Genomic DNA, 24,265 nt, shown 5'->3' with positions numbered 1-24,265 from the left:
TTATGGATATGATACTAGCGGATTATTACATTAAAGCTACTTATTCCCTTACAGAATCTAACTATATCCCACTATCCTGGATAAACCAATAATCCGGTGAAGACTTTTCGACACGGAATTGACAGGCAATTACATATGGCGACAAAACCAACTCCTTTTAAAGCGGCGCTGTCATTTCCAAACCGCACTATTGCGTATTTTTATAGCCAGATTGAGCAACAAAAACAGGTACTACAGCGTGTTCATGACGTGCTGCCGGCGACGATAGCCCATCATGTAATACACTGCGTTGTTAACGGCAAGAAGCTGTTGGTTTATACCGATACGGCTGCCTGGGCCTCGCAGCTGCGCTTTTATAACGGCGCGATTCTCGCGGCTATCGCCCCGGTAACCAGGGAATCAGTTTCGATTATGCAGATTAAAGTCAGGGTAGAGACGCTACAGACAACATCGCGACAAGGCAGGACACCGATCATTCCTTCGGCGGAAAAAATAGAGCTGATCCGAAACCACAGTCTGTCTGTTTCGGATCAGCAATTGAAACTGGCGCTGCTGAGATTAAGCGCAACGCTGGCAAAACTGTCGGAACGCCAAGCTACCGCCTGATAAACCAGGCAGTGGCCGGCGCGACAATTTTATGCGGCGGGTCTCGGCGATTCCGCAGAACGCATGAAGGAAATCGGGGCGTTTTCCTCATCGTCAAAGGTCACCATTTCCCAGGCATCTTTGTCATTTAATAAAGCGCGGAGCAATTTATTGTTCAAGCCGTGACCCGATTTATAACCGGTAAACGCGCCAATCAAACTATGCCCCAGCAGGTACAAATCGCCTATCGCATCAAGGATTTTATGCTTAACAAATTCATCCGCATAGCGCAGGCCGTCTTCGTTCATCACTTTATCGTCATCGACCACGATGGCATTATCAAGACTTCCGCCCAGCGCCAGGTTATTTTCCCGCAACATTTCAATATCTTTCATGAAGCCGAAAGTCCTGGCCCGGCTCACTTCCTTGACGAAAGTAGTTGATGAAAAATCCATCGTGGCGGTTTTTACATGTTCTTCAAAAGCAGGGTGTTCAAAGTCAATCGTAAAAGTAACCTTGAATCCTTCAAACGGCTCAAAAGCAGCCCATTTGTCGCCATCCTCAACCCTGATGCTGCGCTTAATGCGGATGTACTGCTTCGGAGTATCCTGTTCTTCAACCCCCGCAGACTGGAGCAAAAAGACAAAAGGCCCGGCGCTGCCATCCATAATCGGAACCTCAGCGGCACTGACATCGATTATTGCGTTGTCGATGCCTAATCCGGCAAAAGCCGAAAGCAGATGCTCTATGGTTGATATTTTCACATCGCCGGCAACCAGCGTAGTCGACAACATGGTTTCGCCGACATTTTCCGGCGTTGCGTTAATGGTCACCGGCGTATCCAAATCGACTCTGCGAAATCTAATGCCGGTATTCGCCTCAGCCGGGCGTAAAGTCAAATAAACTTTATCGCCCGTATGTAGCCCTACACCTGTTGCCCTGATTGTGTTTTTTAAGGTTCGCTGTTTAATCATAAAATAAATAACGCTAAGTAAAGAGGGCAAAAAACGCAAATTTTATCACAATCGGCCCCAAAAACAGAGACTGAATCCATTTCGCCTACAGGGATATAGGCGCTTAGCCTGAGCAGGATCTACTCTCCAAGCGCCTATTTTCGAACTCATTAGTCCGCTTGACGCCTTAGAAAAGCCGGAATATCCAGATAATCTAAATCCATGTCTTTTTTAGGTTGAGCCCCAAAACGCGTTTCTCTGCCTTCGGTTTTGTTACGCATCACCGTAGGTTTATCCAAGCCCTCGTAATTGACTTCGCCGGCCACATTCTGGTTAACGTAGCCAACTGTCGCTTTGGGCGCAAGTTTAACCACGCGGGACGGCAAACCCATTCCTGTAGCGACCACAGTCACTTTAATATCATCGCCTAACTCAGGATTAATCGACATGCCGATTTTGATAACCGCATCTTCCGAAGCGAATTCGTGAACAATATTGCCCACCTCATCGAACTCTGCAATGCCCATATCAGCAGCGGAAATATTAACCAAAATACCGCGCGCGCCCTGTAAGTTAATGTCTTCCAATAGTGGGCAGGCGATGGCTTTCTCGGCCGCTTCCCGAGCCCGATATTCGCCTTTTGCCGAACCTGTACCCATAATCGCCGCGCCCATGCCGGACATGACGGTTCTTACGTCGGCAAAATCGACGTTAATCATGCCGGGATGAACGATTAACTCGGTAATGCCCTGCACCGCATCCAACAACACATCGTTAGCCGCTTTAAACGCATTCACTAAAGACACGTCGTTGCCCAATACCGGCAATAATTTTTGATTTGGAATGATGATCAATGAATCAACAAACTTTTCAAGTTCCGCAATACCTTGCTCCGCAGTCGCCAGCTTCTTTTTGCCTTCAAATGAAAACGGCTTGGTTACCACGGCAACGGTCAGAATACCCATGCTCCTGGCGATTTCGGCAATGACAGGAATCGCACCGGTACCGGTGCCGCCGCCCATGCCTGCTGTCAGGAATACCATATCGGCCCCCTCTAATACTTCCCTGATGCGATCTTTGTTTTCGTCTGCCGCCAATCTGCCGACTTCAGGATTGGTGCCTGCGCCCAACCCTTTGGTCAATTCGACGCCTAACTGGATGATCGTATCGATATTCAACTTTCTTAATGCCTGCGCATCGGTATTCGCACAGATAAACTCAACCCCTTCGACGAGACTGCCAACCATGTGACTGACCGCATTACCGCCGCCGCCGCCAACACCGATCACTTTAATGACCGCATGCTCATTACTCATATCCATTAATTCGTATTTCATAGCCATTACCGCTGCCCCTTAAATTATTACAAAAACTATCAAAAATTACCCTGAAACCAATTCTTCATGCGTGAAAACACGCCGGGACCGTCAGAATCAATGCCTCTGCCGACACCCTGATGATCTTTTCCATACATTAACAACCCGACACCCGTGGAGTGAATCGGATTTTTTACCACCTCGGTTAAGCCTGTCACATTTTGCGGCCCTCCCATACGCACCGGCATATGGAAAATCTCTTCCGCCAAATCGATCAATCCCATGACTTTTGAACTGCCGCCGGTTAACACAATCCCGGCTGCAATCAATTCTTCAAATCCGCTGCGCCTTAGTTCCGATTGAACCAGCAGCATGAGTTCTTCATAGCGCGGTTCGATAATCTCGGCCAGGTTTTGCGTTGAAATCTTGCGCGGCGCCCTATCGCCGATGCTGGGCACCTCAATAACCTCATCGACATTCGCCAGCTGCGTTAACGCGCAGGCGTATTTCCGCTTAATATCCTCGGCATTCAGCGTCGGAGTGCGTAGCGCAACCGCAATGTCATTGGTCACCTGGTCTCCCGCGATGGGGATCACTGCGGTATGTTTTATCGCGCCCTCAACGAAAATCGCAATATCCGTAGTGCCGCCACCAATATCGATCAGGCAGACGCCCAATTCTTTCTCGTCATCGGTCAGCACCGAATTGCAGGACGCCAATTGCTCCAGCACAATGTCGTCGACTTCCAGGCCGCAGCGCCGGATGCACTTGACGATATTCTGCGAGGCGCTGACGCTGCCGGTGACCATATGCACCTTGGCCTCCAGACGAATACCCGACATCCCGATAGGCTCCTTGATGCCTTCCTGAAGATCGATCACAAACTCCTGGGGCAAAATATGCAGTATTTTCTGATCCGCAGGGATCGCCACCGCGCGGGCGGAATCTATCACCCGGTCTATATCATACTGAGTCACTTCCTTGTCTTTAATGGCCACAATGCCGTGAGAGTTAAGGCTTCTGATGTGGCTGCCGGCGATGCCCGCATAAACCGACCTGATCTGGCATCCGGCCATTAATTCGGCCTCTTCAATAGCCCGCTGTATCGATTGCACGGTCGATTCCAGATTGACCACAACGCCTTTTTTCAGACCGCGCGATGGTGTTGATCCAATGCCTATGATTTCAATATTGCCATCACTGCTGAGTTCACCAACTATAGCCGCGACTTTCGAAGTCCCGATGTCCAGCCCGACTATTAAATTACGTTCTGTTTTTTTCGCCATTTTGTTTGCTCTGTATCATTTTTATATGATTAACCATCTATTTCATGTTGAGGATTGGCCGTTTTCTTCCAGTCGATTTCTTCGGTTCCCGGTTTCCATGAAACCGCATATCCATTGGGGTACCTCAAATCGACTATCGCCATCCGCTCAACCTGTTCTTGTCCTAGTACATCCAGCGTCTTCAAGAACCGCTGTAATTTCTTTAATTGTTCATTTCGTCCCAACAGTATTTCCAAGCCCGTTGTTAACTTAATCTTCCATGCCCACCGATCGTTAATCGTGAACTCCGCCATTTTCATGGACTGGTCGGCTAATGCGGTGTTAACGCCCTTCATTATTTCCAGCGTCTTCACTTGTTGCTGTTCAGGCCCTTGCAATATAGGCAAGGTCTTAAACTGGTCTATATTTTTCGGTGTAATGATCTCGCCCCGTGCGCTGATCAGGCGCTGTTCCCCCCACCGTACATAGGGCTTTTTTTCGCGTATCTTTATGTCAATCGCATGGGGCCAAACACGCTTGACTGTAACCGTGTCCACCCAAGTCAACTCCGAAACCGCCTGATGAATGGCCTGCATATCGGCATCGAAAAAACCGGTCGTCACCAAGGGCTGCAAAGCGGTCTTTATCTCGTCCTTACTGAGGTATTGGAAAACCCCTTCGGTGCGCACATATTTGATCGGTATGCGCTTAACACCGTAGCCTGCCAGCCAGACCAGACCGATCAACAGCGATACGGTCATCATCGTTTTCACAACTGTTCTCACAAATCTGCCTGAAACCGGTTTGCACCTACCCGTATCGGTGCATCGCAGAGGTAACTATGCATAACTCACTGCCCGCAACTGGTTTCCAGAATGCGCAAAACCAATTCGTCAAAGTCCATGCCCGCCTGTCTGGCCGCCATCGGCACCAAGCTGTGGTCGGTCATGCCGGGGACGGTGTTAACCTCAATCAACTGGTACTGGCCCAAATCATCGATAAATACATCAACCCTGCCCCAGCCTTTAACACCGACCACCTTACAGGCCGTTACCGCCAAGTCACGTATAAACTGCTCCTGTTCCTGGCTCAGACCGCAAGGACAATGGTATTGCGTCGTCGTCGCCTGGTATTTGGCTTCGTAATCGTAAAATACATTGGGGGTTTCCAGACGGATAACCGGCAACGCCTCTCCATCCAAGACCGCAACGGTATATTCCTTACCGGTAACCCAGGCCTCCGCATAAACGTCGCAACGGTATTTCGCCGCCACGGTTAAGGCCGCCGACAATTCATCCCGATTGTTTGCCTTGCTCATGCCGATGCTGGAACCTTCCTGCGCCGGTTTGACGATAACCGGGAAACCCAGCTTTTCAATGCAGTTATCAATATCGGTTTCATCCGCCAATAAACACCAAAGCGGCGTGACCAGCCCATAACCCTGCCAGCACAGCTTGGTCCGCAGCTTATCCATGCTCAAAGCAGACGCCATGACGCCGCTACCGGTATAGGGAATCCCCAGCACTTCCAGAACCCCTTGCAACACGCCATCTTCGCCGCCGCGTCCGTGGATAATGTTAAAGACCCGGTCGATCTTCAACCCCGCCAACGCTTCGATCGGACTGCCCGTCACATCAATGGCAATTGCATCCACGCCTTTATTTTTTAAAGCCTCATAAACGGCCGCCCCGCTTCTTAACGAAACCTCCCTTTCCGCCGCCGACCCGCCCATCATTACCGCGACCCGGCCGAATTGCTCAGGCTTATTTAACGCCAATGTTTTCATATTGCTTCACCTACCATACAAACCTCAGTCTGCAAGATTACCCCCTGCTGCTGTTCCACTTTATCCTGTACATAACGAATGAGGGCTTCGATGTCCGCTGCCGTTGCGTTGCCGGTATTGACAATAAAATTCGCATGTTTTTCCGACACGCAGGCCCCGCCAATCGCATAGCCTTTTAAACCGCTTTGCTCGATCAACCGCGCCGCATAACCGCCTTCCGGATTTTTAAAGACCGATCCGCAACTGGGCTGATTGGTCGGCTGCGTCGCCCCCCGCTTTTCCAATAATCCTTTTATTTTCTGCTGGCTAGCGGCCGTATCGCCTGGCTGCAACGTCAACAAACAGGCCAAAAACCATTCGTTTTCAAAACCCTTGACAGACCGGTAACTCACCTTGAAATCCTGCGGCTTTCTATGACTGATCTCCCCCGACCTGTTCAGCATCTCCACACTGTTAACGATAGCCCAGGTTTCGCCGCCGAAAGCGCCTGCATTCATTTTTAAAGCGCCGCCCATAGTTCCGGGTATGCCCGCTAAAAACTCCGCTCCGATCAAACCCCGTTCCCCGCAAAAACGCGCCACATGCGCGCAGGGGACGCCCGCTTCAACATAAACCAAACCGTCAGCGGTCAAACTCATCTCTTTTAACCGTCCCTTGGTATTAATCACCGTGCCACGTATGCCGCCATCCCTGACCAGTAAATTACTGCCCAACCCCATCCAGAACACCGGCTCGGATTCAGGCAGGGTCTTTATAAACTCGATCAGGTCTTGCCGGTCTTGCGGTATATACAGCCGATCCGCAGGGCCGCCAACGCGCCAACTGGTGTACTTCGCCAGTTTTTCATGCTTGAGCAAACGGCCCCCCGTTTTAATTGTCATGCTGTGCAGAGGCCTTGCCCTGCAACGTCTCTACCAGCAACTGCGGCAACTGTGCGGCGATCTGACCGACATTGCCCGCGCCCATCGTCAATATCACATCCCCGGCTAAGACGATGCCCGCCAATATCTGCGGCAATTCTTCCCAGTTTTCGACAAAGACCGGATCAACCTGTCCCCGTATGCGGATCGCCCGGCTTAACGCCCGGCCGTCCGCACCCGGAATCGCCGTTTCACCCGCCGCATAAACATCCATCAGGATCAACACGTCAACGGTTGACAGCACTTGCACGAAATCTTCAAATAAATCCCGGGTTCGCGTATATCGATGCGGCTGGAAAATAACGATCGACCGCCGATCCGGCCAAGCCTGGCGCAAGGCTTCAAGCGTGGCTGCAATCTCGCGCGGATGATGCCCGTAATCGTCAACCAACGTCAGCTTGCCCTCGCCCATCGGCAAATCGCCGTTGATTTGAAACCGCCTGCCTACGCCTTTAAACGCCCCCAAACTTCTGATGATGGCTTCATCATCGACCGCCAATTTGGTTGCGACGCTGATCGCCGCCAACGCGTTGAGCATGTTGTGCCAGCCGGGCATATTCAAGGTAACCTGTAACGGCGGATGGTCGCCTCTTCGAATCACGTCAAACGTGGTGTGCATACCCTGCTGTTTAATATTGACCGCCCGGACATCGGCATCTTCATGGACGCCGTAAGTCGTTACCGGCTTCGATATTTCCGGCAGGATCGCCCTGACGCCTTCATCATCCAGGCACATCACCGCCAGTCCGTAAAAAGGCAGATGATGCAAAAACTCTTTAAACGTGTCTTTTAAGCGCTGATAGCTGCCTTCATAGGTCGCCATGTGATCCTGGTCGATATTGGTCACTATCGCCATCATCGGCTGCAAATATAAAAACGACGCGTCGCTTTCATCGGCCTCGGCGACCAAATAATGGCCTAGGCCTAATTTGGCATTGCTGCCTGCGCTGTTTAAGCGTCCGCCAATCACAAAAGTAGGATCGAGCCCCCCCTCTGCGAGAATACTTGCGGTCAAGCTGGTCGTTGTGGTCTTGCCGTGGGTTCCGGCAACGGCGATACCAAACCTGAAGCGCATCAATTCAGCCAGCATCTCCGCGCGCGGAATGACCGGTATCCTTTGAATATAGGCCTCGTCAATTTCTTCATTACTGCGGTCTATCGCGCTGGAAGCCACCACCACATCGACCTTGGCTATATTTTCCCGCTTATGCCCGATATTGATGGTCACGCCTAGGCCGGCCAATCTTTCTGTGACCGCGCTTTCCTTAATGTCCGAACCTGAGACTTGATAACCAAGGTTCGATAACACCTCGGCAATACCGCTCATACCGGTTCCGCCTATGCCGACAAAATGTATCCGGTTGACACCGCCCAAGGCGCGAGCCTGCACCTGACTATTGGGAACGTTCATAACCCCGCCTCGGCCATGCAAACACCTGCAACAATTTCCGTCGCATCCAAGCGTGCGTATTCTTTTACCGTTTTACTCATTACATCCAATTGTTTAACTACCTTTGTTATATGTTCCGCCAGCGTTGTTTCATTCAAGTCTTTTTGCAGCAATAACAGCCCCGCACCGGCATCGGTCAAATAGCGGGCGTTGGCTGTTTGATGATCGTCAATCGCGTTCGGCAACGGTATAAAAATAGCTGGAACGCCTGCTGCCGCGACTTCGCTGACGGTCATTGCGCCGGATCTGCAAATCACCAGATCCGCCCAGTGATAGGCCGACACCATATCTTCAATAAAAGCATTCACTTCCGCGTTCACGCCTAATTCTTTATACCGGCTCTCGACCAGCTCCTGCATCGCCGTACCGGTTTGATGCCTTACCTGCACATTGAAATCCAAGCCTGCAACTGCGCCAGGCACAACCTGGTTTAATATCTGGGCTCCCTGACTGCCGCCGACGACCAATATGTTAATGCCCTGATGCGCTGTTCTGCGCTCTACACATTCTTTAAACTGTTTTCTTAACGGATTTCCGGTAAATTTGGCCTTTACCTTTTTATTAAAACTGTCCGGGAATGCTTCCAATACCTGATTGGCGAAGCGCGCCAGCAAGCGGTTAGTGGTGCCGGGCACCCGGTTCTGCTCATGGATAATCAGGGGTATGCCTAATACTTTCGCCATCAGCCCGCCGGGGCCCGCCACAAAACCGCCCATGCCCAACACCACATCCGGTTTGCGCTTACGCAATATTTTCAATGCCTGAATACAGGCCTTCACCAACAACAATGCCGCCGTTATTTTCGATAACCATCCCTTGCCCCGTACACCGGCGACCGACAGCCAGTCGATCTCTATCCCCTGTTCTGGAATCACCCGGCCTTCCAGGCCTTTTTGCGTTCCCAACCAACTGACTTGCCAGCCTTTTTCAATCAGCTGATGAGCCACAGCCAGCGCAGGAAACACATGCCCGCCGGTTCCTCCGGCCATAATAACAATGCGCTTATCCATGTCGGCCTCTCTTTGGCTTACCGGCATTTATTTCAGCGACTTCGCTTTGCACCCTAAACAACAACGCAACCGCACAGCACATGATCATCATGCTGCCGCCGCCATAACTCATCAACGGCAAGGTCAAACCCTTGGTCGGCAAAATACCCATATTGACGCCCATGTTGACGAATGACTGAAAACCAAACCAAATCCCCAAACCATAGGCGATAAATGCGGAAAACCGTTGACCTGCCTGTTCGGCGGCCGCGGCTATTGCAAAAGTGCGCCAGACCAATAGCGAAAACAAGCCGATCACCGTGACCACGCCCATCAATCCCAATTCTTCCGCTATCACTGAGAACAAAAAATCCGTATGGGCTTCAGGCAAGTAGAATAATTTTTGCACGCCGCTACCCAAGCCCACACCGAACCATTCACCGCGTCCGAACGAAATAAGCGCCTGGACTAATTGAAACCCGGTTTTCAACGGGTCAGCCCAAGGATCCATAAAGCTGGTGACCCGAACCAGACGGTAAGGCGAAAAATAAACCAGCATCATTGCCAGTACGCCAATTACCAGCAACAGCACGATGAATTGCGATAATCTGGCTCCGGCCAAAAACATGATGCCCATCGCTATCATGATAATAACGACGGCCGAACCAAAATCCGGCTCCATCAACAACAGCAGGCTGGCCACCGAAAACAGCCCCAGAGGTTTAACCAAGCCAAAAGCCGCATTCTGCACCGACTCCTGGTAGCGAGTTACATACCCGGCCATATAAATGACGGAAAAAAACTTGACCACTTCCGATACTTGTATCCTCATTCCGCCTAGCGACAGCCAACGTACACTACCGTTAACCTTTACGCCGAGGCCGGGAATCAGCACAATGACCAACAAAAACAATCCCGCTAAAAACAGCTTGGGACCATTCTCTTCCCAAACCCGCATTGGAACTGCCGCCACGCCGCCACCGAAAACCACGCCCAACCCTATATGCACTAACTGTCTGACAGGATAATATGAACCGTCACCGGTCATTTTTATGCCCAGATGCAATGACGCGGACGCCACCATCGCGTAACCGATCAACAATAAAGCGGCGCTGACGAAAAGCAGCACCGGATCAAAATGAAATCGGCCCCCTCGCGCCCGTAGCGCTTTCATTGACGACCTCCAGGGATGGAGGAAGCGCCATTCTCAGGAAGCCGCCGCCGCTCGCTCATATGGCCGCCATCGAAGATGGAAAAGTCACAAGGTCGCCCGAGCGATCCACCAACGCCAATACCGCTTTGGTAAATTTTTCTCCCCTATCCTGATAATTTTTATATTGATCGAGACTGGCGCACGCAGGCGACAGCAAGACGCTGTCGCCTGCATCGGCAAGACCTGCGGCAATCTGCACGGCTTGCGCCATATTGTCGGCCGAGTAAACCGGGACGCAATCGTTCAGCGCCTGCTTGATCAGGGCCGCATCCTTACCCATCAACACCACGCTTTTGGCTTTTTCTTTGATAGCCGGCGCCAATTCGTTCATGTCGGCGCCTTTAGCGTCGCCGCCGGCAATCAGAATCACCTTACGGGCATAACCCTGCAAAGCGGCGACACAAGCGCCGATATTGGTCGCTTTCGAATCATTAACCCAAGTAACGCCGCGTATTTCGGCGACACGCTGCATTCTGTGGCTGAGCCCTTTAAATTTTCGCAAGGCCTCGCACATGACCTGCTCATCCAAGCCCACGGCCACGCCCAAGGCCAATGCGGCCAGTGCGTTAGCCGCGTTATGTCGGCCTTCAAGCGGTAATTGGGCCAGCGGCATCAGGCACGATTCATTGTGCATCAGATATTCCGTGTCGCCCTGATAGGCAAGATGGAAATCCGCTTTCTTATTAATCGAGAAGGTCAATGCCTTTCTACCGTCATCTCTCATGGCAGAAACCACCGGATCATCGGCGTTGAGGATCATGGCGCCGTCGCCCCTGAAAATTCTTTGTTTTTCCCGTGCGTATTCGGCTAAATCGGCATGTCTGTCCAGATGATCGGCGCTGACATTGAGCACCGTCGCTGCCGCCGCATTCAAGGCTGAAGTTCGCTCCAGTTGAAAACTGGATAGTTCCAGCACATACAGTTGCGCGTCTAACGCCAGCAAATCCAAAGCCGGGGTTCCAAGATTTCCGCCTACGCCAACTCGTAATCCGGCCGCTTTCGCCATTTCGCCCAACATGGTGGTCACCGTGCTTTTACCGTTGGAACCGCTGATTGCAACGATCGGCACATCGACAGAACAGGCAAACAGGTCTATATCACTGACTATTTTCGAGCCATTCGCTATGGCTTTGATGATCGCCTGTTCATTCAACGATACGCCGGGACTGACTACCAAATGCGTCGCGACCTTAAACGCGGCCTCGTCAAAACCTCCGGTAAACACCGGGGTATCGGGCATTTGTTGAAAAAACTCCTCCATCATCGGCGGCTTGGCGCGACTGTCGATAATGGCGAATTTAAAATCCAAGCCTTGCAAATAATGCGCAACCGAGATCCCCGTGTTGCCAAGCCCCACGACCAAAACCTTGGACGTTTGCGGGTCCAAGGCGAAATTCTTTTTCAACAATGCTGTAATCGCTGCATTATCCATTTCTTATCTCAGTTTCAAGGTCGCCAAGCCAATCAGCACCAGGATCACGGTAATAATCCAGAATCGCACGATAACGCGAGGCTCCGGCCAGCCTTTCAATTCGAAATGATGATGTATCGGCGCCATGCGGAAAACGCGTTTGCCGGTCATTTTGAACGAGGCTACCTGAATAATGACCGATACGGTTTCCATGACAAAAACACCGCCCATAATCATCAACACGATTTCCTGCCTGACCAGCACCGCCAAAACGCCTAAAGCCCCGCCCAGCGCCAGCGCGCCGACATCGCCCATGAACACCATCGCGGGATAGGCGTTAAACCATAAAAAGCCCAAACCGGCTCCGACCAAAGCGGCGCAAAATACGATCAATTCCCCGGCATTCGGCAAATAAGGAATCGCCAGATATTGCGAGAAAGTCACATGGCCGGATAAATAGGCAAAAATACCCAAACCGGTCGCGACCATCACGGTCGGCATGATCGCCAGCCCGTCCAAGCCATCGGTCAAATTGACTGCATTGCTGGTTCCGACAATCACAAAGTAGGTCAGCACTATATAAAGCCAGCCCATATCCAGCATGACGTCTTTAAAGAACGGGACTATCAATTGGGTTTCTGCCGGCAGAATTGCGCTTTTGTATAGAAAAACAGCCGCCATTAAACCGATGACCGATTGCCATGAATATTTGGCTTTAGCCGACAAACCGTCGCTGTTGCCTTTGACGACTTTTCTATAATCGTCGATAAAACCGATCACACCGTAACCCAAGGTCACCAGTAAAATAACCCAGATATAGCGGTTGCTCAGATCCGCCCACAACAGCGTGCTGAACGCAATGGCGACCAGTATCAGGGTTCCTCCCATCGTGGGCGTGCCTTTTTTCTCATAATGGGATTGCGGACCCAACTCGCGGATACTCTGGCCGATCTTGTTGCGGCTTAACTTCCTGATCATGACCGGCCCGATAATGAAAGAAATGGTCAGCGAGGTTAAGGCGCCAAGAATCGCGCGAAAGGTCAGGTAATGAAATACCCTGAAACCGCCGTCAAAGGTCATTAAATAATCCGCAAAATAAAGTAACATTATTTATATCCTGAAATTCTCAACCAATGCGGCCACTACATTCTCCATGCGTTGCGCCCTTGACCCTTTGATCAAAATCGCTTCATCCCCTTTGAGCTCTTGCTTTAACGCTTCAATCAAATCGTTTTGGCTATCAAAAAAAGTGGCTCCTTTGCCAAAAACATTCACCGTATTCCGGGCATCAGAACCTATAGCGAGGAGACGCACGACACCACTTGATTTGATTAACTCACCTATTTGTTCGTGTATTCTCTGACTCTCGGGTCCCAATTCACCAAAAGCGCCTAAAATCAGCCAGTGCTTCCCTTCACAGTTAGCCAACACATCCAGTCCCGCTTTCAGTGATGCCGAATTGGCGTTATAGGTATCATCGATGACGATATTGCCTAAACGGCTTACCAGCGGCTGCAATCGTCCGGTTACCGGTTTTACGCTTTCCAGCCCCTGTTTAATTTGTTGCAGGTCGATACCCAGCGCCAGACAAGCCGCGGTTGCCGCCAATGCGTTGACGACATTATGCCGACCCGCCAGCTTTAGTTTTACCGTCAACGCCCCGGCTGCGCTCACTAATTCAAAAGTCGTAGCAAACGCATGATCAACAATTTCCGTTTTAACCGAATGCGCCGTCACCCCGGCCCGGTCATCCAGACCAAACGACACAACTTTTCTTGTTCCGGCCACTGATTGCCAATAATCGAAGTAGGCGTCATCGCGGTTAAGAACCGCAACACCGTCCTGCTTAAGCGTCTGGATTATTTCTCCTTTCGCTTTAGCGACGCCGGCGACACTGCCGAATCCCTCTATATGCGCGGCCCCCACATTGGTAATGATCACAACGTCAGCCTGTGCATATTGACTGGTATATTCGATTTCGCCCGGATGGTTTGCCCCCATCTCGACAACCGCATACCGGTGTTGTTCGTCCAAACGCAACAAGGTTAAAGGCACGCCGATGTCATTATTCAGATTGCCTTGGGTAAACAGCGTCTTCCCATTGACACTTAATATTGCAGCCACCATTTCCTTGACGGTGGTTTTGCCGTTACTGCCGGTAATACCGACGACGGACACTGCCGCTTTTTTCCGCCAGGCTCCGGCCAATTCGGCCAAGGCCAGCCTGGTATCATCAACAACGATGTGCGGCACCGTCGGTCGCATCAGTTCCGTACTGATTGCGACACTTCCACCATCCCTGGCGGTCGCCGCAACGCCCTGATGCACGATCGCCGCCACGGCTCCGGCTTGTTCGGCCTGCGCTACAAACTCATTGCCGTCGAAGTTATGGCCTTTAATCGCCACATAAAGCTGTCCCGGCTTTATCGCTCTTGTATCGATACTGACCGAGGAGATCACAACATCTTCCCCGACCAACTTGCCCTGCACGCAGGCCGCAATCTCACTCAGCGTCATATTCATCTGTTTCGCCTGTTCAATGCCTCGATCACGACTTGCCTGTCGCTGAAAGGTACGCACACGCCGTTGCTTTCCTGATATTGCTCGTGGCCTTTGCCCGCAATCACGATGCAATCATTTTTAGCCGCACTCGCCACCACTTTTTGTATCGCCTGTTCTCTGTTTTGAATAACTTCAGCCTTAGCCGTACTGCAACCGGCCAGAATAGCGTTAACTATATCCAGCCCGTTTTCGTAACGCGGGTTGTCATCGGTAATCACCACATGATCCGCCCATTGTTCAGCAATTTTTCCCATTTGCGACCGTTTACCTGCATCCCTGTTTCCGCCGCAACCGAAAACCACCCATAAATCCTGTTTGCAATGCTTGCGCAAACTGGATAAAACCTTGTCCAAGGCATCGGGAGTATGAGCATAATCGACAAAAATCAATGGATCAGTCTCTGCACCGAAACGTTCCATCCGGCCATCAACCGGCTTTATACCGGTAAGTTTTTCAGCCGCATCATGCAACGAAACACCCATCGCCAGCATGACGGTCAATACGGCCAGAACGTTCTCTACATTAAAGTCGCCATAAAGCGGCACCTTGACCCGCTGAAGCTGATCCCGCCAGCGCAGATCAAATTCGATACCATCGGTTTTATGCAGTATATTTTCCACATTGACGCATTCGCCTGAATCCGCTGTTTTTCCGTTGGCACTAAAATGCCATAACTGCACCGACTCAGGCACGGCGGCGATAATCTGCCCGCTGTACATATCATCCAAATTCACCACCGCAAAAGCTAAGCCCGGCTTTTTTAATAGCGCCAGCTTGGCCTGCACATAAGCTTCCATGGTGCCGTGATAATCCAGATGATCTCGACTGATATTGGTAAATACCGCGCCTTTGAACCTTACCCCGTTGACCCGGCCTTGCTCCAGACCGTGCGAGGACACTTCCATCGCCACGACTCGCTTTTTATCCTTTAATAATTCCGCCAGTATTTTCTGGATTGCCAGGGCATCGGGCGTGGTATTCAGCGTCTTGTTAAGCTTGCCCCATTCGCCCCAGCCTAGCGTCCCTATGATTCCGCAGTCATCCAGCATTTGGCTCAAAAACTGGCTGCAAGAGGTTTTTCCGTTAGTACCGGTAATGCCGATAACCGTCATAAACCGGGATGGGTCTCCATAAAAACGCGCGGCCAATTCGCCCAACTTTAAGCCCAGGTTTTCCACTGCAATCATCGGCACAAGAGCAGATGCATTGCACCGTAAGGCCTCTGCCAGCTGATGACCGTTGCCGGCCGGATCAAAAATGACCGCACAGGCCCCATTATTAACAGCCTGTTCAACATGCGCCAAGCCATGCTGTTTGGCGCCCGCTAAAGCAACGAATACATCGCCGCCACGCACATTCCGACTATCCAAAGCCAAACCGGTAATCGAAATATCGCCCTGATCTGAAAGCGAGGTCAGTCCATTTAATAAATCTTTCAGCTCCTGCATACCCCGCCCTCCTATGTCTATGTAGTGATCATGTTATGAACCTTGCCGTGTCAACAAAATGGGCATATTGTCCTGTTGATCGGGAGCAACCTCCAACACCCTCAAGGCCCCCGCCATTACCTTGGAAAACACCGGCGCTGAGACTATCCCTCCGTAGTATTGCCCCGCTGAAGGCTCATCAATCATGACTACGGTAATCAGTCTCGGATTTTTTGCCGGCGCCATGCCTGCAAAAACAGAAAAATAACTTTTCTCGACATATCCGCCCGCACCGGCTTTCTTTACCGTCCCGGTCTTACCGGCGGCGCTGTAGCCATCGACTCTGCCCTCGTAAGCGGTGCCGTCCTTCATAAGTACAGTTTCCATCATGGCCCTGACCCTTTTGGCGGTCTTGGCCGAAAACACCCGTTGCTGATCAACATCCTCATCCCGCCTTAACAAACTGACCGAATGCAAAATGCCGTCATCGGCCAGGGCCGTATAGGCTCTGGCCAGCTGCAATGCCGAGGTGCTCACACCGTAACCAAATGACAAAGTCGCCCTGTCAAACTCGTGCCAGCTTTGATAATCAAGCAAACTGCCGTTGGCTTCCCCCGGAAAACCTGAGCCTGCGGCCACACCGAGCCCCAACTTATGGTAAATTCCCCAAAAATATTCCGGCGGCATTCTCAATGCCATCTGGCTTACCGCAACATTGCTGGACTTCTTCAGCACTCCGGTCAAATCCAGAGTTCCGTAATTATGCACATCCTTAACCAGATGATTTCCGACCTGTAAAAATCCGTGGGTTTCAAAAACCTCATCCGGCTTGACATACCTTCCGTCCAACGCGGCTGCGACAACAAACGGCTTGACCGTTGACCCCGGCTCAAATACATCGGTTATCGCCCTATTTCTGTACAGACTTTCCTTTAAACCTTTTCGGGTGTTCGGGTTAAATGACGGCTGATTAACCGCCGCCAGAATTTCCCCGCTCTTTGCATCCAGCACCACCAGCGCCGCCGATTTTGCCTTGTGCTGATTGACCGCCAACTGCAATTCCCGGTACGCCAGATACTGGATACGCTGATCAATGCTTAAATCCAGATTCCTGCCCGCAACCGGTTCCTTGATATTTTCTACGTCTTCGATAATCCGTCGCTGTCCGTCCCTGATAACCCGCTTGCTGCCCGGAATCCCTTTTAATGATTTTTCGTATCCGAATTCAAGTCCCGCCTGACCCACATCGTCAATGTCGGTAAAACCGATCAAGTGCGAGGAAACTTCTCCTGCCGGATAAAAACGCTTGAATTCCCGCTCGAAATAAATGCCCGCAAGCTTCAATGCCTTCACTTGATCCGCAACCACCGGATTAATCTGGCGAGCGATATACGCAAATTGTCTGTGCGCATCGCCTTTAATCAGCTCATCAATCTTTCCCTTAGGCAAATTTAACAACATTTCCATTTGTCTGATTTCGCTTTCTTTCCCCGGTTCAATCTGTTGCGGATTCATCCAGATCGACTCGACAGGCGTACTGATCGCCAACGGGGCGCCATTCCTGTCTTTTATCATGCCCCTGTATGCTGAAACCGACACATCGCTGACATGGCGCATATCGCCCTGCTCTTTAAGAAACTGATTATTCAGTACTTGTAAATCAAAAGCCCTACCCACCAGCGCCGCCATACAAGTCATTATAAAAACGACTACGACTTTCCTCCGACCGCTATAGATGGCGGAAGTGTCGCTATCGGCAACGAATCGGTGCGGCCGGCCCGAAAAATCACCAAACGGCTTACTTGCCTTATTTTTGCCTTGAAAATGTATCATTTACGGTTTTATATAAACGATTTTTTCCCGTAACGGCATAACCAGCTTCAATTGCTCCCGCGCCACTTGTTCCACCCGATTCTGTTCCGCCAAGGTTGTCAGCTCCAATTGCAGCTGCCCCCATTCGACTTCATATTGATCCAACTCTCTTTCCTGCTTTTGGATCTCAATAAAAATTAATCGTGAATGGTATTTGCTGTAAATTACGGCCAAAGCTGATATCAACAACACCAATATCAGGGTACCCACACCTATATAGCGAATTGCCGCCACTTAAACTCTCTCAGCTACCCGCATGATTGCGCTTCGCGCCCTTGGATTCTGGACAATCTCCTGCGGCCCGGCTTTTAGGGCTTTACCCGCTTTTTTCAAGATACCCTTGGTTATATCCATTTCTTTAATCGGTAATTTACCCGGATTATATTTGGCCCCTGACTCAGACCTGATAAAACGTTTGACGATCCGGTCTTCCAATGAATGGAAAGAAATAACCACTAAACGCCCGCCCGGTTTCAGAAGCCGCACAGACTGCTGTAAAACAGCTTTCAATTCGTCCAACTCACTATTAATTTCGATACGGATCGCCTGAAAACTACGGGTTGCCGGGTGCTTATGTTTCTCTTTTACCGGCACTGCGTCTTCAATAAGCTTTGCCAATTCCCTGGTTGTTGTAAGGGGCGATTCGGCTCTTTTTTCAACAATGGCGTGAGCTATGCGCCGAGCAAACCGCTCTTCCCCATATTCGAACAAAACCTTAACCAATTCCTTTTCGTCAACGCCGGTCAACCACTGTTCCGCCGTAATGCCCGCATTGCCATCCATCCGCATATCCAACGGCCCATCGCGCAAAAAGCTAAAACCTCTTTCGGGATTGTCCAGCTGAGGCGACGAAACGCCCAAGTCCATCAAAATACCGTCGATTTTTCCTGCCAAACCTTCACTTATGACTATATTTTCCAACTCAGAAAAATGCGTGTGTATAAGCTTAAAACGCTTATCTTCAAGCATGGCTTGCGCATAATCGGAGTTAATCGCCTCCAAGTCCCTGTCAAAAGCCAACAATCGCCCGGATGGCCCCAGCAGGCTCAAAATACCCTGACTATGCCCTCCGCGACCAAAGGTACAATCCAGATAAACCCCATCTTCTTTAATAGCCAACTGTTGCAAAGCTTCTGCAAACATAACGGGCAAATGTTCCACTAACAGTTCTCCCGCATTAAAAAGACAAAGAGCCTAAATCTTCCAATCCTTCATTATCGCCGCCATCCAGCCATTCGCTTTCCTTTGCCCCCCAGGCTTCTTCATTCCAGAGTTCAAATTTATTGAGCTGACCAACCAGGACAATCTTCTTGTCTATATTTGCAAATGTTCTCAACTTTTCCGGCAATAACAAACGGCCCTGACCGTCCATTTCACATTCGGATGCATTGCCGATCACAAACCGCCTCAACTTGCCGGCCATTTTATTTAAGGTAGGCAATTTGCTAATCGTTTGCTCAAGCTTTTCCCACTCCGGCATCGGGTACAACCACAAACAACCCTTCTCTCCGACACAGCGTTCATCGACAGCAACCGTCACAACCATCTGGCATTCACAGCAATCCTGCAATTCCTCCCGATAACGGGTAGGAATTGCAAGACGTCCTTTGCCGTCTAAATTGATTGAACTAATGCCCCGAAACAAAACTCACCCCAGATTCCCCCAAAAAACCCTTTTTTCCCACTTTTCTCCACTTATGACCACTATAGTTTTCAAATAACCCCTAGTCAAGGATGATTTCATTTAGATTCTTTCTTTTTCGACAATGACTTAGGACACAATCAGAATGGGATATATCCATACGAAAAATGGACAGTCATTTTTCATTTTTTATCAGTAAAATATGTGATTTTGGTAACAAAGCACTTTAAGTACAAACTCACCGAAAAGTTTCAGCTTTGTTTGCAGAAAGTGAGAACTGAATCAAAGATACTGCCGCAATAATTACTGGACAGTTTTTACGCTTTTTACAGCGCGCGGAACCGGGCGGAACATACCCGGAAATAAAGAAGAAAGAGTCGGCCTGTAAGCCGGGTTCTGTCGAGAACAGTCATTCATCTAGGCTGCAAGTCACCCTGCAGCTCAAGCAATCTACCCAGGAACCGCGCGGGCCACGCGTCTGTTCCTCTATTTGATCTTGCTCCGGGTGGGGTTTACCATGCCACTCCTGTTACCAGTTGCGCGGTGCGCTCTTACCGCACCTTTTCACCCTTACCGGTCACAAGTGACAGGCGGTATATTTTCTGCGGCACTTTCCGTAGGCTCACGCCTCCCAGGCGTTACCTGGCACCCTGCCCAATGGAGCCCGGACTTTCCTCCGTCTTATCTTGCGATAAAACAGCGACTGCTCAGCCGACTCTTTCAATGCTCAGTGTATCACACATCCACATCAAAACGCTATGTAAGCCGACTTTTTCATAAGCAAAAACCAGACCAGAAAACGCCCCGTATCGCATTAACGGAAAAACTAAGCGCCTTTGCAGCATACTCCATATTCAACGCGGATTTGCAAATAGCGGAGGCTGACCATAGCCACATCATAAGGCTGCGCCATAATGACTTATATCGGCGAACCTCAGCATGATAATATTTACTCAAATTGCGTAAACACTACTATACAGGCTTTCCAATTAAGGAGGGGAGCACGAAGACTTAACCTTAAGCCGTCCTAAATTGAAAACCAAATGCGCTGCCGGCCACATTAAGCCTCTTTCACTTTATCCAGCTCCAACGCGGCTTGATACAACAGCTTCTTCCTGACACCGGTAATTTCCACTGCCATTGCAACTGCGGTCTTGATAGAGCATTCGCCCAATAACACACGCAGTATTTTTTCCTGCTCGGGCGTAATGATTTGCTCCTTTTTGTCGACAATTGCACCATCGACAATCACCACAAACTCCCCTTTTCTCATGTTGGCATCTTGCTCAACCAACTTAAGCGCTTCACCCAAACTGGTTTTCACGATGGTTTCGTGCAACTTGGTCAGCTCTCTGGCGATAACGACCTGCCGATCCGGCGGCAAAACTTCGGCCATATCCTGTAATGACGCCAGAATCCGGTGACTGGACTCATAAAACACCCAGGTTGTCGGACACATTAATCGCTCGCTAAAAAATGCTTTTCGCGCCGACGACGTTCGCGGCGAAAAGCCTTCAAATGTAAATCGAGTAACCGGCAATCCCGAAGCGGACAATGCCGCAATCAACGCACAAGCACCCGGTACCGGCACAACATCAACGCCTGCCTCCTTGACCATTTTTACCAGCGGCATGCCGGGGTCGCTCAACAGCGGTGTTCCCGCATCAGAAACCAACGCAATCGATAAGCCCTCGCGCAACTTTTCCAACAACCCGGACGAAGCCTTGTCTTCATTATGCTGATGCAGCGAAATCAGCTTATTGCTAATCCCGTAGTGCTGCAGCAGCATTTTTACATGCCGGGTATCTTCGGCTGCAATCAAGTCGACCTGTTTTAATATTTCAACCGCCCTGAAACTAATATCTGCTAAATTACCTATCGGCGTAGCAACAACGTATAATTTGCCGCATTCACTTGACATTCGATACACTCACTTGAAAAGCCTTCATTTAAAGATGCGACCCAACTATACGCCGCCATTATTATGCGCGCTGCTTCCCGGCCTATTGTTCTTTTCCGGTTGCGCGCCCACGCCTGCAAGCAGCGCCTTGCCTGAGCAGGAAGCGCTGGTGACGCAGCCTCTGATAACAAACGATCAGCCGGGAAAAATGACTGAATTATACCAGTATCCGGCAACCCCAACGCTGATAGAACAGAATCAGCAACGTCTGCAGAATGTCGAATCCTTAATCCAGTCCGGCGACGGATATAACGCAAAGCAGGCTGCCGATACGATCAATCCCGCCGATCTGCCGCCCGAACAGCGCGCTCAACTCAGTCTTCTTTATGCCCAGATCCTGCTCAGCTTTGGCGAGGCTGAACAGGCCATTGAGAGTCTGGCGCTGATTCAACCGCAACAGCTCAGCCCTGACAACCAAATCAAATACTTTCAATCACAGGCCTTTGCCTACTCGTTAACAGACAATCTGCTTGAAGGCGCCAAATCCAGAATTGAACTGCACCCGTTAATAACATCCCCTGCGGAACGCGAAAAAAACCAGGCCGCCATCCTTGAAGCATTGCGTCTGCTGCCTGACACCGCCTTGCAAACCAGCCGAACAGATACTTTGGCCGGCTGGATGTCTTTAGCCAATATTTTGAAATATATAAACCAACCCGATTTTAATAGCCAAATAAGCCAATGGCGCGCAAACTTTCCCGCACACCCAGCCGACTTAAGTTTCTTGGATCGCCCCCAAAACGCAGCCGAAAATGCGTACTCACAAACCCAAATAATCGCACTGTTGTTGCCCGAATCAGGCGCCTTTGTCAAAGCCGCCGAAGCCATCCGCACCGGCTTTATGGCCGCCTACGACCGGGCGAACAGCCAGTCAAAACAACCCGCCATCCGCTTTTACGACACCGAACAATCGACACCGCAAGCCTTATATCATCAAGCTGTCGCGGAAGGCGCCCAGTTAGTCATCGGTCCGCTGGCTAAAGAGCAGCTTCAAAGCCTTGCCGATACCGTTGCATTGACCATACCCGTGCTGGCATTAAATCATATTCCCGATCTGCAAAAAAACCAGCTCTACCAATTTAGCCTAAGCCCGTTGGACGACACCGACCAAATCACCCGTAAAGCCTGGGAGGACGGACACCGGAAAGCACTGCTGCTGGCCCCTGAAAACGCACAGGGGAAACGTATCGCCAATTATTTAACGGAAGACTGGCAGGCTCAGGGCGGAACCATCCTGGAAACCCAGAGCTTTAACCCGAAAGAAACCGACTTTTCAGCACCGATTCAAAAACTGCTCAACCTGGATGAAAGCGAACAGCGTTACCGTAAAATCCTTACGTTGATACCCTCCGTAAAATACACGCCGAGAAAACGGCAGGACGCCGACGCTATATTATTAAGCGCCTATAGCGCTGAGGCTCGTTCCATCAATCCCCAGCTACAGTTTTATCAGGCCGGCGACCTCCCGGTTTATGCGATGCCCACCGTTTACACGGGACAGGCCAACGCATCGCTGGATACCGACCTTAATAAAATAACTTTTTGCGACATCCCCTGGTTATTCAATAAAGCCTACCCCGGAGAACTCGGCATGGATGCGCTAAAAGAAACCTGGAAGCAATTTCCCAGCACGTATTTACGCCTGATTGCGATGGGTATTGATGCATACAACCTGACCACACGCGTGAATAACCTGAACGGCAATCCCTATCCCGGCGCAACCGGCAACCTGTCACTGACCGCCGACCAACGCATCAAGCGCGCACTGGTATGCGCCAGATTTGTGGACGGTCGGCCTGAAATAAGCGGTTTTCCCACTCATGCCGAACCGGCAGCAAATAAAGCGCAAAAGCCTCACCCGGAAAACTTGACCGACCATGCTGCTTACTAAGCTCAAGACCAAAGCCGCACATCTGATTCGCGGTGAAAGCGCCGAGGAACAAGCCCACAACTTCTTGATTAATCAGGGACTCAAACCGGTTAACCGGAATTTCCGCTGCAAACAGGGCGAGCTCGATTTAATCATGACCGATAAACAAACGCTGGTTATCATCGAAGTCCGCTTCCGCAAAACCGACAAATACGGCAGCGCAGCCGAAAGCATCACTCCCGCCAAACAATCCCGCATCATCGCAGCAACGCATGTTTACCTTTCCACCCAAAAAACCGACCGCCCTATCCGTTTTGATGTAGTCGCCATTTCCGGCAATGGCGGCATCAACTGGATACAAAATGCATTTCCGGCATAACTGAATTTGAAAAGTGTCGCGGGCTAAGTTGATAGCCTTTATAATCTTTTGCTATGAGCCTACAAAATCGCATAATTAATCATTTTTCAGATAGCATCCAAATCCAGCAAGATACACTGACCGGACTCGGCGAACTGATCGAGTTTGCCTCGCAACGGTTAGTCGCAACCTTGCTGAATGATAAGAAAATAATCACTTGCGGCAATGGCCGTTCGGCGACCGTCGCCCAATTGCTGTCATCGGCGATGCTTAACCAATACGAACGCGATCGGCCATCGTTGCCCGCCATCGCGTTGACCACCGACGCAACCACCATCACCGCGATAGCCAACGACTATCATTTCGACGATGTTTTCGCCAAACAGCTCAGAGCCTTGGGACAAAGCGGCGATATATTGGTCGTTTACACCGACGGCAATAATTCGGCGAACATCGCCAAAGCGGTCACCACGGCCCACGATAAAGACATCAGCATCGTCGCCCTGACCGGCAATAATGGCGGCATGATAGCGCCCTTGCTCAATGAAACCGATATAGAAATCCGCGTGCCGTCAGACTCCGGCGCACACATTCAGGAAGCACATACATTGATTACCCATTGCCTGTGCGACTTGATCGACCATCAATTATTTGGCGGTTAACGACTGTATGGACACAGGAGGTAG

The 24,265-nt window shown here is 50.5% G+C and carries 22 protein-coding genes and 1 other RNA gene; 4 read left to right on the top strand and 19 right to left on the bottom strand.

Going from position 1 to position 24,265, the window contains the following annotated elements:
- The first annotated feature begins 135 nt into the window (after nucleotides 1-135).
- Nucleotides 136-606 carry a DciA family protein gene (locus V3O24_RS06050; RefSeq protein ID WP_104423053.1) on the top strand — a complete coding sequence of 157 codons (471 nt, stop codon included), beginning with the start codon at nucleotides 136-138 and terminating at the stop codon, nucleotides 604-606.
- A gap of 29 nt (nucleotides 607-635) precedes the next feature.
- Here V3O24_RS06050 and lpxC read toward each other — a convergent pair whose 3' ends face one another.
- The 19 genes from lpxC to rsmI all read right to left on the bottom strand — a co-directional run bounded on the left by lpxC (nucleotide 636) and on the right by rsmI (nucleotide 21,312).
- On the bottom strand, nucleotides 636-1,559 hold the full coding sequence (gene lpxC, locus V3O24_RS06045) for a UDP-3-O-acyl-N-acetylglucosamine deacetylase (protein WP_104423052.1): 924 nt from the start codon (nucleotides 1,557-1,559) through the stop codon (nucleotides 636-638).
- 149 nt (nucleotides 1,560-1,708) lie between these two features.
- The gene (gene ftsZ, locus V3O24_RS06040) at nucleotides 1,709-2,875 is read right to left on the bottom strand and encodes a cell division protein FtsZ (protein ID WP_331306595.1); all 1,167 of its coding nucleotides are present in this window, start codon (nucleotides 2,873-2,875) and stop codon (nucleotides 1,709-1,711) included.
- Between the two features lie 38 nt (nucleotides 2,876-2,913).
- Nucleotides 2,914-4,140 carry a cell division protein FtsA gene (gene ftsA, locus V3O24_RS06035; protein ID WP_104423050.1) on the bottom strand — a complete coding sequence of 409 codons (1,227 nt, stop codon included), beginning with the start codon at nucleotides 4,138-4,140 and terminating at the stop codon, nucleotides 2,914-2,916.
- A 29-nt stretch (nucleotides 4,141-4,169) separates the two neighbouring features.
- Nucleotides 4,170-4,904: a cell division protein FtsQ/DivIB gene (locus tag V3O24_RS06030; RefSeq protein WP_258076576.1), complete on the bottom strand. Its 735-nt coding sequence runs from the start codon at nucleotides 4,902-4,904 to the stop codon at nucleotides 4,170-4,172.
- 65 nt (nucleotides 4,905-4,969) lie between these two features.
- The gene (locus tag V3O24_RS06025; RefSeq protein WP_104423048.1) at nucleotides 4,970-5,905 is read right to left on the bottom strand and encodes a D-alanine--D-alanine ligase; all 936 of its coding nucleotides are present in this window, start codon (nucleotides 5,903-5,905) and stop codon (nucleotides 4,970-4,972) included.
- Nucleotides 5,902-6,786, bottom strand: a complete 885-nt coding sequence (gene murB, locus V3O24_RS06020) for a UDP-N-acetylmuramate dehydrogenase (RefSeq protein ID WP_104423047.1) — start codon at nucleotides 6,784-6,786, stop codon at nucleotides 5,902-5,904. Before murB ends, V3O24_RS06025 begins: the two co-directional genes overlap by 4 nt.
- Nucleotides 6,776-8,236 carry a UDP-N-acetylmuramate--L-alanine ligase gene (murC, locus tag V3O24_RS06015; RefSeq protein ID WP_331306594.1) on the bottom strand — a complete coding sequence of 487 codons (1,461 nt, stop codon included), beginning with the start codon at nucleotides 8,234-8,236 and terminating at the stop codon, nucleotides 6,776-6,778. The genes murB and murC overlap by 11 nt, the downstream gene beginning before the upstream one ends.
- Entirely contained in the window at nucleotides 8,233-9,285 is a 1,053-nt protein-coding gene (murG, locus tag V3O24_RS06010; protein ID WP_331306593.1) for an undecaprenyldiphospho-muramoylpentapeptide beta-N-acetylglucosaminyltransferase, read from the bottom strand. The genes murC and murG overlap by 4 nt, the downstream gene beginning before the upstream one ends.
- Nucleotides 9,278-10,438 carry a putative lipid II flippase FtsW gene (ftsW, locus tag V3O24_RS06005; protein WP_104423044.1) on the bottom strand — a complete coding sequence of 387 codons (1,161 nt, stop codon included), beginning with the start codon at nucleotides 10,436-10,438 and terminating at the stop codon, nucleotides 9,278-9,280. Before ftsW ends, murG begins: the two co-directional genes overlap by 8 nt.
- A 55-nt stretch (nucleotides 10,439-10,493) precedes the next feature.
- On the bottom strand, nucleotides 10,494-11,909 hold the full coding sequence (murD, locus tag V3O24_RS06000; RefSeq protein ID WP_104423043.1) for a UDP-N-acetylmuramoyl-L-alanine--D-glutamate ligase: 1,416 nt from the start codon (nucleotides 11,907-11,909) through the stop codon (nucleotides 10,494-10,496).
- A 3-nt stretch (nucleotides 11,910-11,912) separates the two neighbouring features.
- Nucleotides 11,913-12,995 (bottom strand): phospho-N-acetylmuramoyl-pentapeptide-transferase, encoded by a 1,083-nt coding sequence (gene mraY / locus V3O24_RS05995; RefSeq protein WP_104423042.1) that lies wholly within the window; start codon nucleotides 12,993-12,995, stop codon nucleotides 11,913-11,915.
- 3 nt (nucleotides 12,996-12,998) lie between these two features.
- Nucleotides 12,999-14,411, bottom strand: a complete 1,413-nt coding sequence (murF, locus tag V3O24_RS05990; protein ID WP_331306592.1) for a UDP-N-acetylmuramoyl-tripeptide--D-alanyl-D-alanine ligase — start codon at nucleotides 14,409-14,411, stop codon at nucleotides 12,999-13,001.
- Nucleotides 14,408-15,898, bottom strand: coding sequence for a UDP-N-acetylmuramoyl-L-alanyl-D-glutamate--2,6-diaminopimelate ligase (locus V3O24_RS05985; protein WP_331306591.1), 1,491 nt, complete (start codon nucleotides 15,896-15,898; stop codon nucleotides 14,408-14,410). Before V3O24_RS05985 ends, murF begins: the two co-directional genes overlap by 4 nt.
- Before the next feature lie 33 nt (nucleotides 15,899-15,931).
- The gene (locus tag V3O24_RS05980; protein WP_258076575.1) at nucleotides 15,932-17,575 is read right to left on the bottom strand and encodes a penicillin-binding transpeptidase domain-containing protein; all 1,644 of its coding nucleotides are present in this window, start codon (nucleotides 17,573-17,575) and stop codon (nucleotides 15,932-15,934) included.
- 135 nt (nucleotides 17,576-17,710) lie between these two features.
- Nucleotides 17,711-17,959 (bottom strand): cell division protein FtsL, encoded by a 249-nt coding sequence (gene ftsL, locus V3O24_RS05975; protein WP_104423264.1) that lies wholly within the window; start codon nucleotides 17,957-17,959, stop codon nucleotides 17,711-17,713.
- Between the two features lie 24 nt (nucleotides 17,960-17,983).
- Nucleotides 17,984-18,910: a 16S rRNA (cytosine(1402)-N(4))-methyltransferase RsmH gene (gene rsmH, locus V3O24_RS05970; RefSeq protein WP_104423038.1), complete on the bottom strand. Its 927-nt coding sequence runs from the start codon at nucleotides 18,908-18,910 to the stop codon at nucleotides 17,984-17,986.
- 16 nt (nucleotides 18,911-18,926) lie between these two features.
- On the bottom strand, nucleotides 18,927-19,394 hold the full coding sequence (mraZ, locus tag V3O24_RS05965) for a division/cell wall cluster transcriptional repressor MraZ (RefSeq protein WP_104423037.1): 468 nt from the start codon (nucleotides 19,392-19,394) through the stop codon (nucleotides 18,927-18,929).
- Between the two features lie 366 nt (nucleotides 19,395-19,760).
- An RNA gene (gene rnpB / locus V3O24_RS05960) (RNase P RNA component class A) lies at nucleotides 19,761-20,110 on the bottom strand.
- Nucleotides 20,111-20,451: 341 nt separating this feature from the next.
- On the bottom strand, nucleotides 20,452-21,312 hold the full coding sequence (rsmI, locus tag V3O24_RS05955; RefSeq protein WP_104423036.1) for a 16S rRNA (cytidine(1402)-2'-O)-methyltransferase: 861 nt from the start codon (nucleotides 21,310-21,312) through the stop codon (nucleotides 20,452-20,454).
- Between the two features lie 34 nt (nucleotides 21,313-21,346).
- On the opposite strand from rsmI, the gene V3O24_RS05950 reads away from it, so the two are divergent.
- Genes V3O24_RS05950 through V3O24_RS05940 form a run of 3 tightly spaced genes read left to right on the top strand, consistent with a single transcriptional unit; the run spans nucleotide 21,347 to nucleotide 24,241 of the window.
- Nucleotides 21,347-23,242, top strand: a complete 1,896-nt coding sequence (locus tag V3O24_RS05950) for a penicillin-binding protein activator (protein ID WP_104423035.1) — start codon at nucleotides 21,347-21,349, stop codon at nucleotides 23,240-23,242.
- Nucleotides 23,229-23,600: a YraN family protein gene (locus tag V3O24_RS05945; protein WP_104423034.1), complete on the top strand. Its 372-nt coding sequence runs from the start codon at nucleotides 23,229-23,231 to the stop codon at nucleotides 23,598-23,600. The genes V3O24_RS05950 and V3O24_RS05945 overlap by 14 nt, the downstream gene beginning before the upstream one ends.
- 53 nt (nucleotides 23,601-23,653) lie before the next feature.
- On the top strand, nucleotides 23,654-24,241 hold the full coding sequence (locus V3O24_RS05940) for an SIS domain-containing protein (RefSeq protein WP_104423033.1): 588 nt from the start codon (nucleotides 23,654-23,656) through the stop codon (nucleotides 24,239-24,241).
- Nucleotides 24,242-24,265: the final 24 nt, after the last annotated feature.

The sequence above is a fragment of the Methylobacter sp. Wu8 genome (assembly GCF_036440755.1).
Lineage (GTDB): Bacteria > Pseudomonadota > Gammaproteobacteria > Methylococcales > Methylomonadaceae > Methylobacter_A > Methylobacter_A tundripaludum_A.
The sequence above is the reverse complement of the archived record's forward strand: the minus strand, read 5'-3'. Positions and strand labels throughout refer to the sequence as shown.

What these genes read in the sequence shown, in the direction of transcription:
- V3O24_RS06050 (WP_104423053.1), top strand. Translation starts at nt 136, where the DNA reads ATGGCGACAAAACCAACTCCTTTTAAAGCGGCGCTGTCATTTCCAAAC.
- lpxC (WP_104423052.1), bottom strand. Translation starts at nt 1,559, where the DNA reads ATGATTAAACAGCGAACCTTAAAAAACACAATCAGGGCAACAGGTGTA.
- ftsZ (WP_331306595.1), bottom strand. Translation starts at nt 2,875, where the DNA reads ATGAAATACGAATTAATGGATATGAGTAATGAGCATGCGGTCATTAAA.
- ftsA (WP_104423050.1), bottom strand. Translation starts at nt 4,140, where the DNA reads ATGGCGAAAAAAACAGAACGTAATTTAATAGTCGGGCTGGACATCGGG.
- V3O24_RS06025 (WP_104423048.1), bottom strand. Translation starts at nt 5,905, where the DNA reads ATGAAAACATTGGCGTTAAATAAGCCTGAGCAATTCGGCCGGGTCGCG.
- murB (WP_104423047.1), bottom strand. Translation starts at nt 6,786, where the DNA reads ATGACAATTAAAACGGGGGGCCGTTTGCTCAAGCATGAAAAACTGGCG.
- murC (WP_331306594.1), bottom strand. Translation starts at nt 8,236, where the DNA reads ATGAACGTTCCCAATAGTCAGGTGCAGGCTCGCGCCTTGGGCGGTGTC.
- murG (WP_331306593.1), bottom strand. Translation starts at nt 9,285, where the DNA reads ATGGATAAGCGCATTGTTATTATGGCCGGAGGAACCGGCGGGCATGTG.
- ftsW (WP_104423044.1), bottom strand. Translation starts at nt 10,438, where the DNA reads ATGAAAGCGCTACGGGCGCGAGGGGGCCGATTTCATTTTGATCCGGTG.
- murD (WP_104423043.1), bottom strand. Translation starts at nt 11,909, where the DNA reads ATGGATAATGCAGCGATTACAGCATTGTTGAAAAAGAATTTCGCCTTG.
- mraY (WP_104423042.1), bottom strand. Translation starts at nt 12,995, where the DNA reads ATGTTACTTTATTTTGCGGATTATTTAATGACCTTTGACGGCGGTTTC.
- murF (WP_331306592.1), bottom strand. Translation starts at nt 14,411, where the DNA reads ATGAATATGACGCTGAGTGAGATTGCGGCCTGCGTGCAGGGCAAGTTG.
- V3O24_RS05985 (WP_331306591.1), bottom strand. Translation starts at nt 15,898, where the DNA reads ATGCAGGAGCTGAAAGATTTATTAAATGGACTGACCTCGCTTTCAGAT.
- V3O24_RS05980 (WP_258076575.1), bottom strand. Translation starts at nt 17,575, where the DNA reads ATGACTTGTATGGCGGCGCTGGTGGGTAGGGCTTTTGATTTACAAGTA.
- rsmI (WP_104423036.1), bottom strand. Translation starts at nt 21,312, where the DNA reads ATGTCAAGTGAATGCGGCAAATTATACGTTGTTGCTACGCCGATAGGT.
- V3O24_RS05950 (WP_104423035.1), top strand. Translation starts at nt 21,347, where the DNA reads ATGCGACCCAACTATACGCCGCCATTATTATGCGCGCTGCTTCCCGGC.
- V3O24_RS05945 (WP_104423034.1), top strand. Translation starts at nt 23,229, where the DNA reads ATGCTGCTTACTAAGCTCAAGACCAAAGCCGCACATCTGATTCGCGGT.
- V3O24_RS05940 (WP_104423033.1), top strand. Translation starts at nt 23,654, where the DNA reads ATGAGCCTACAAAATCGCATAATTAATCATTTTTCAGATAGCATCCAA.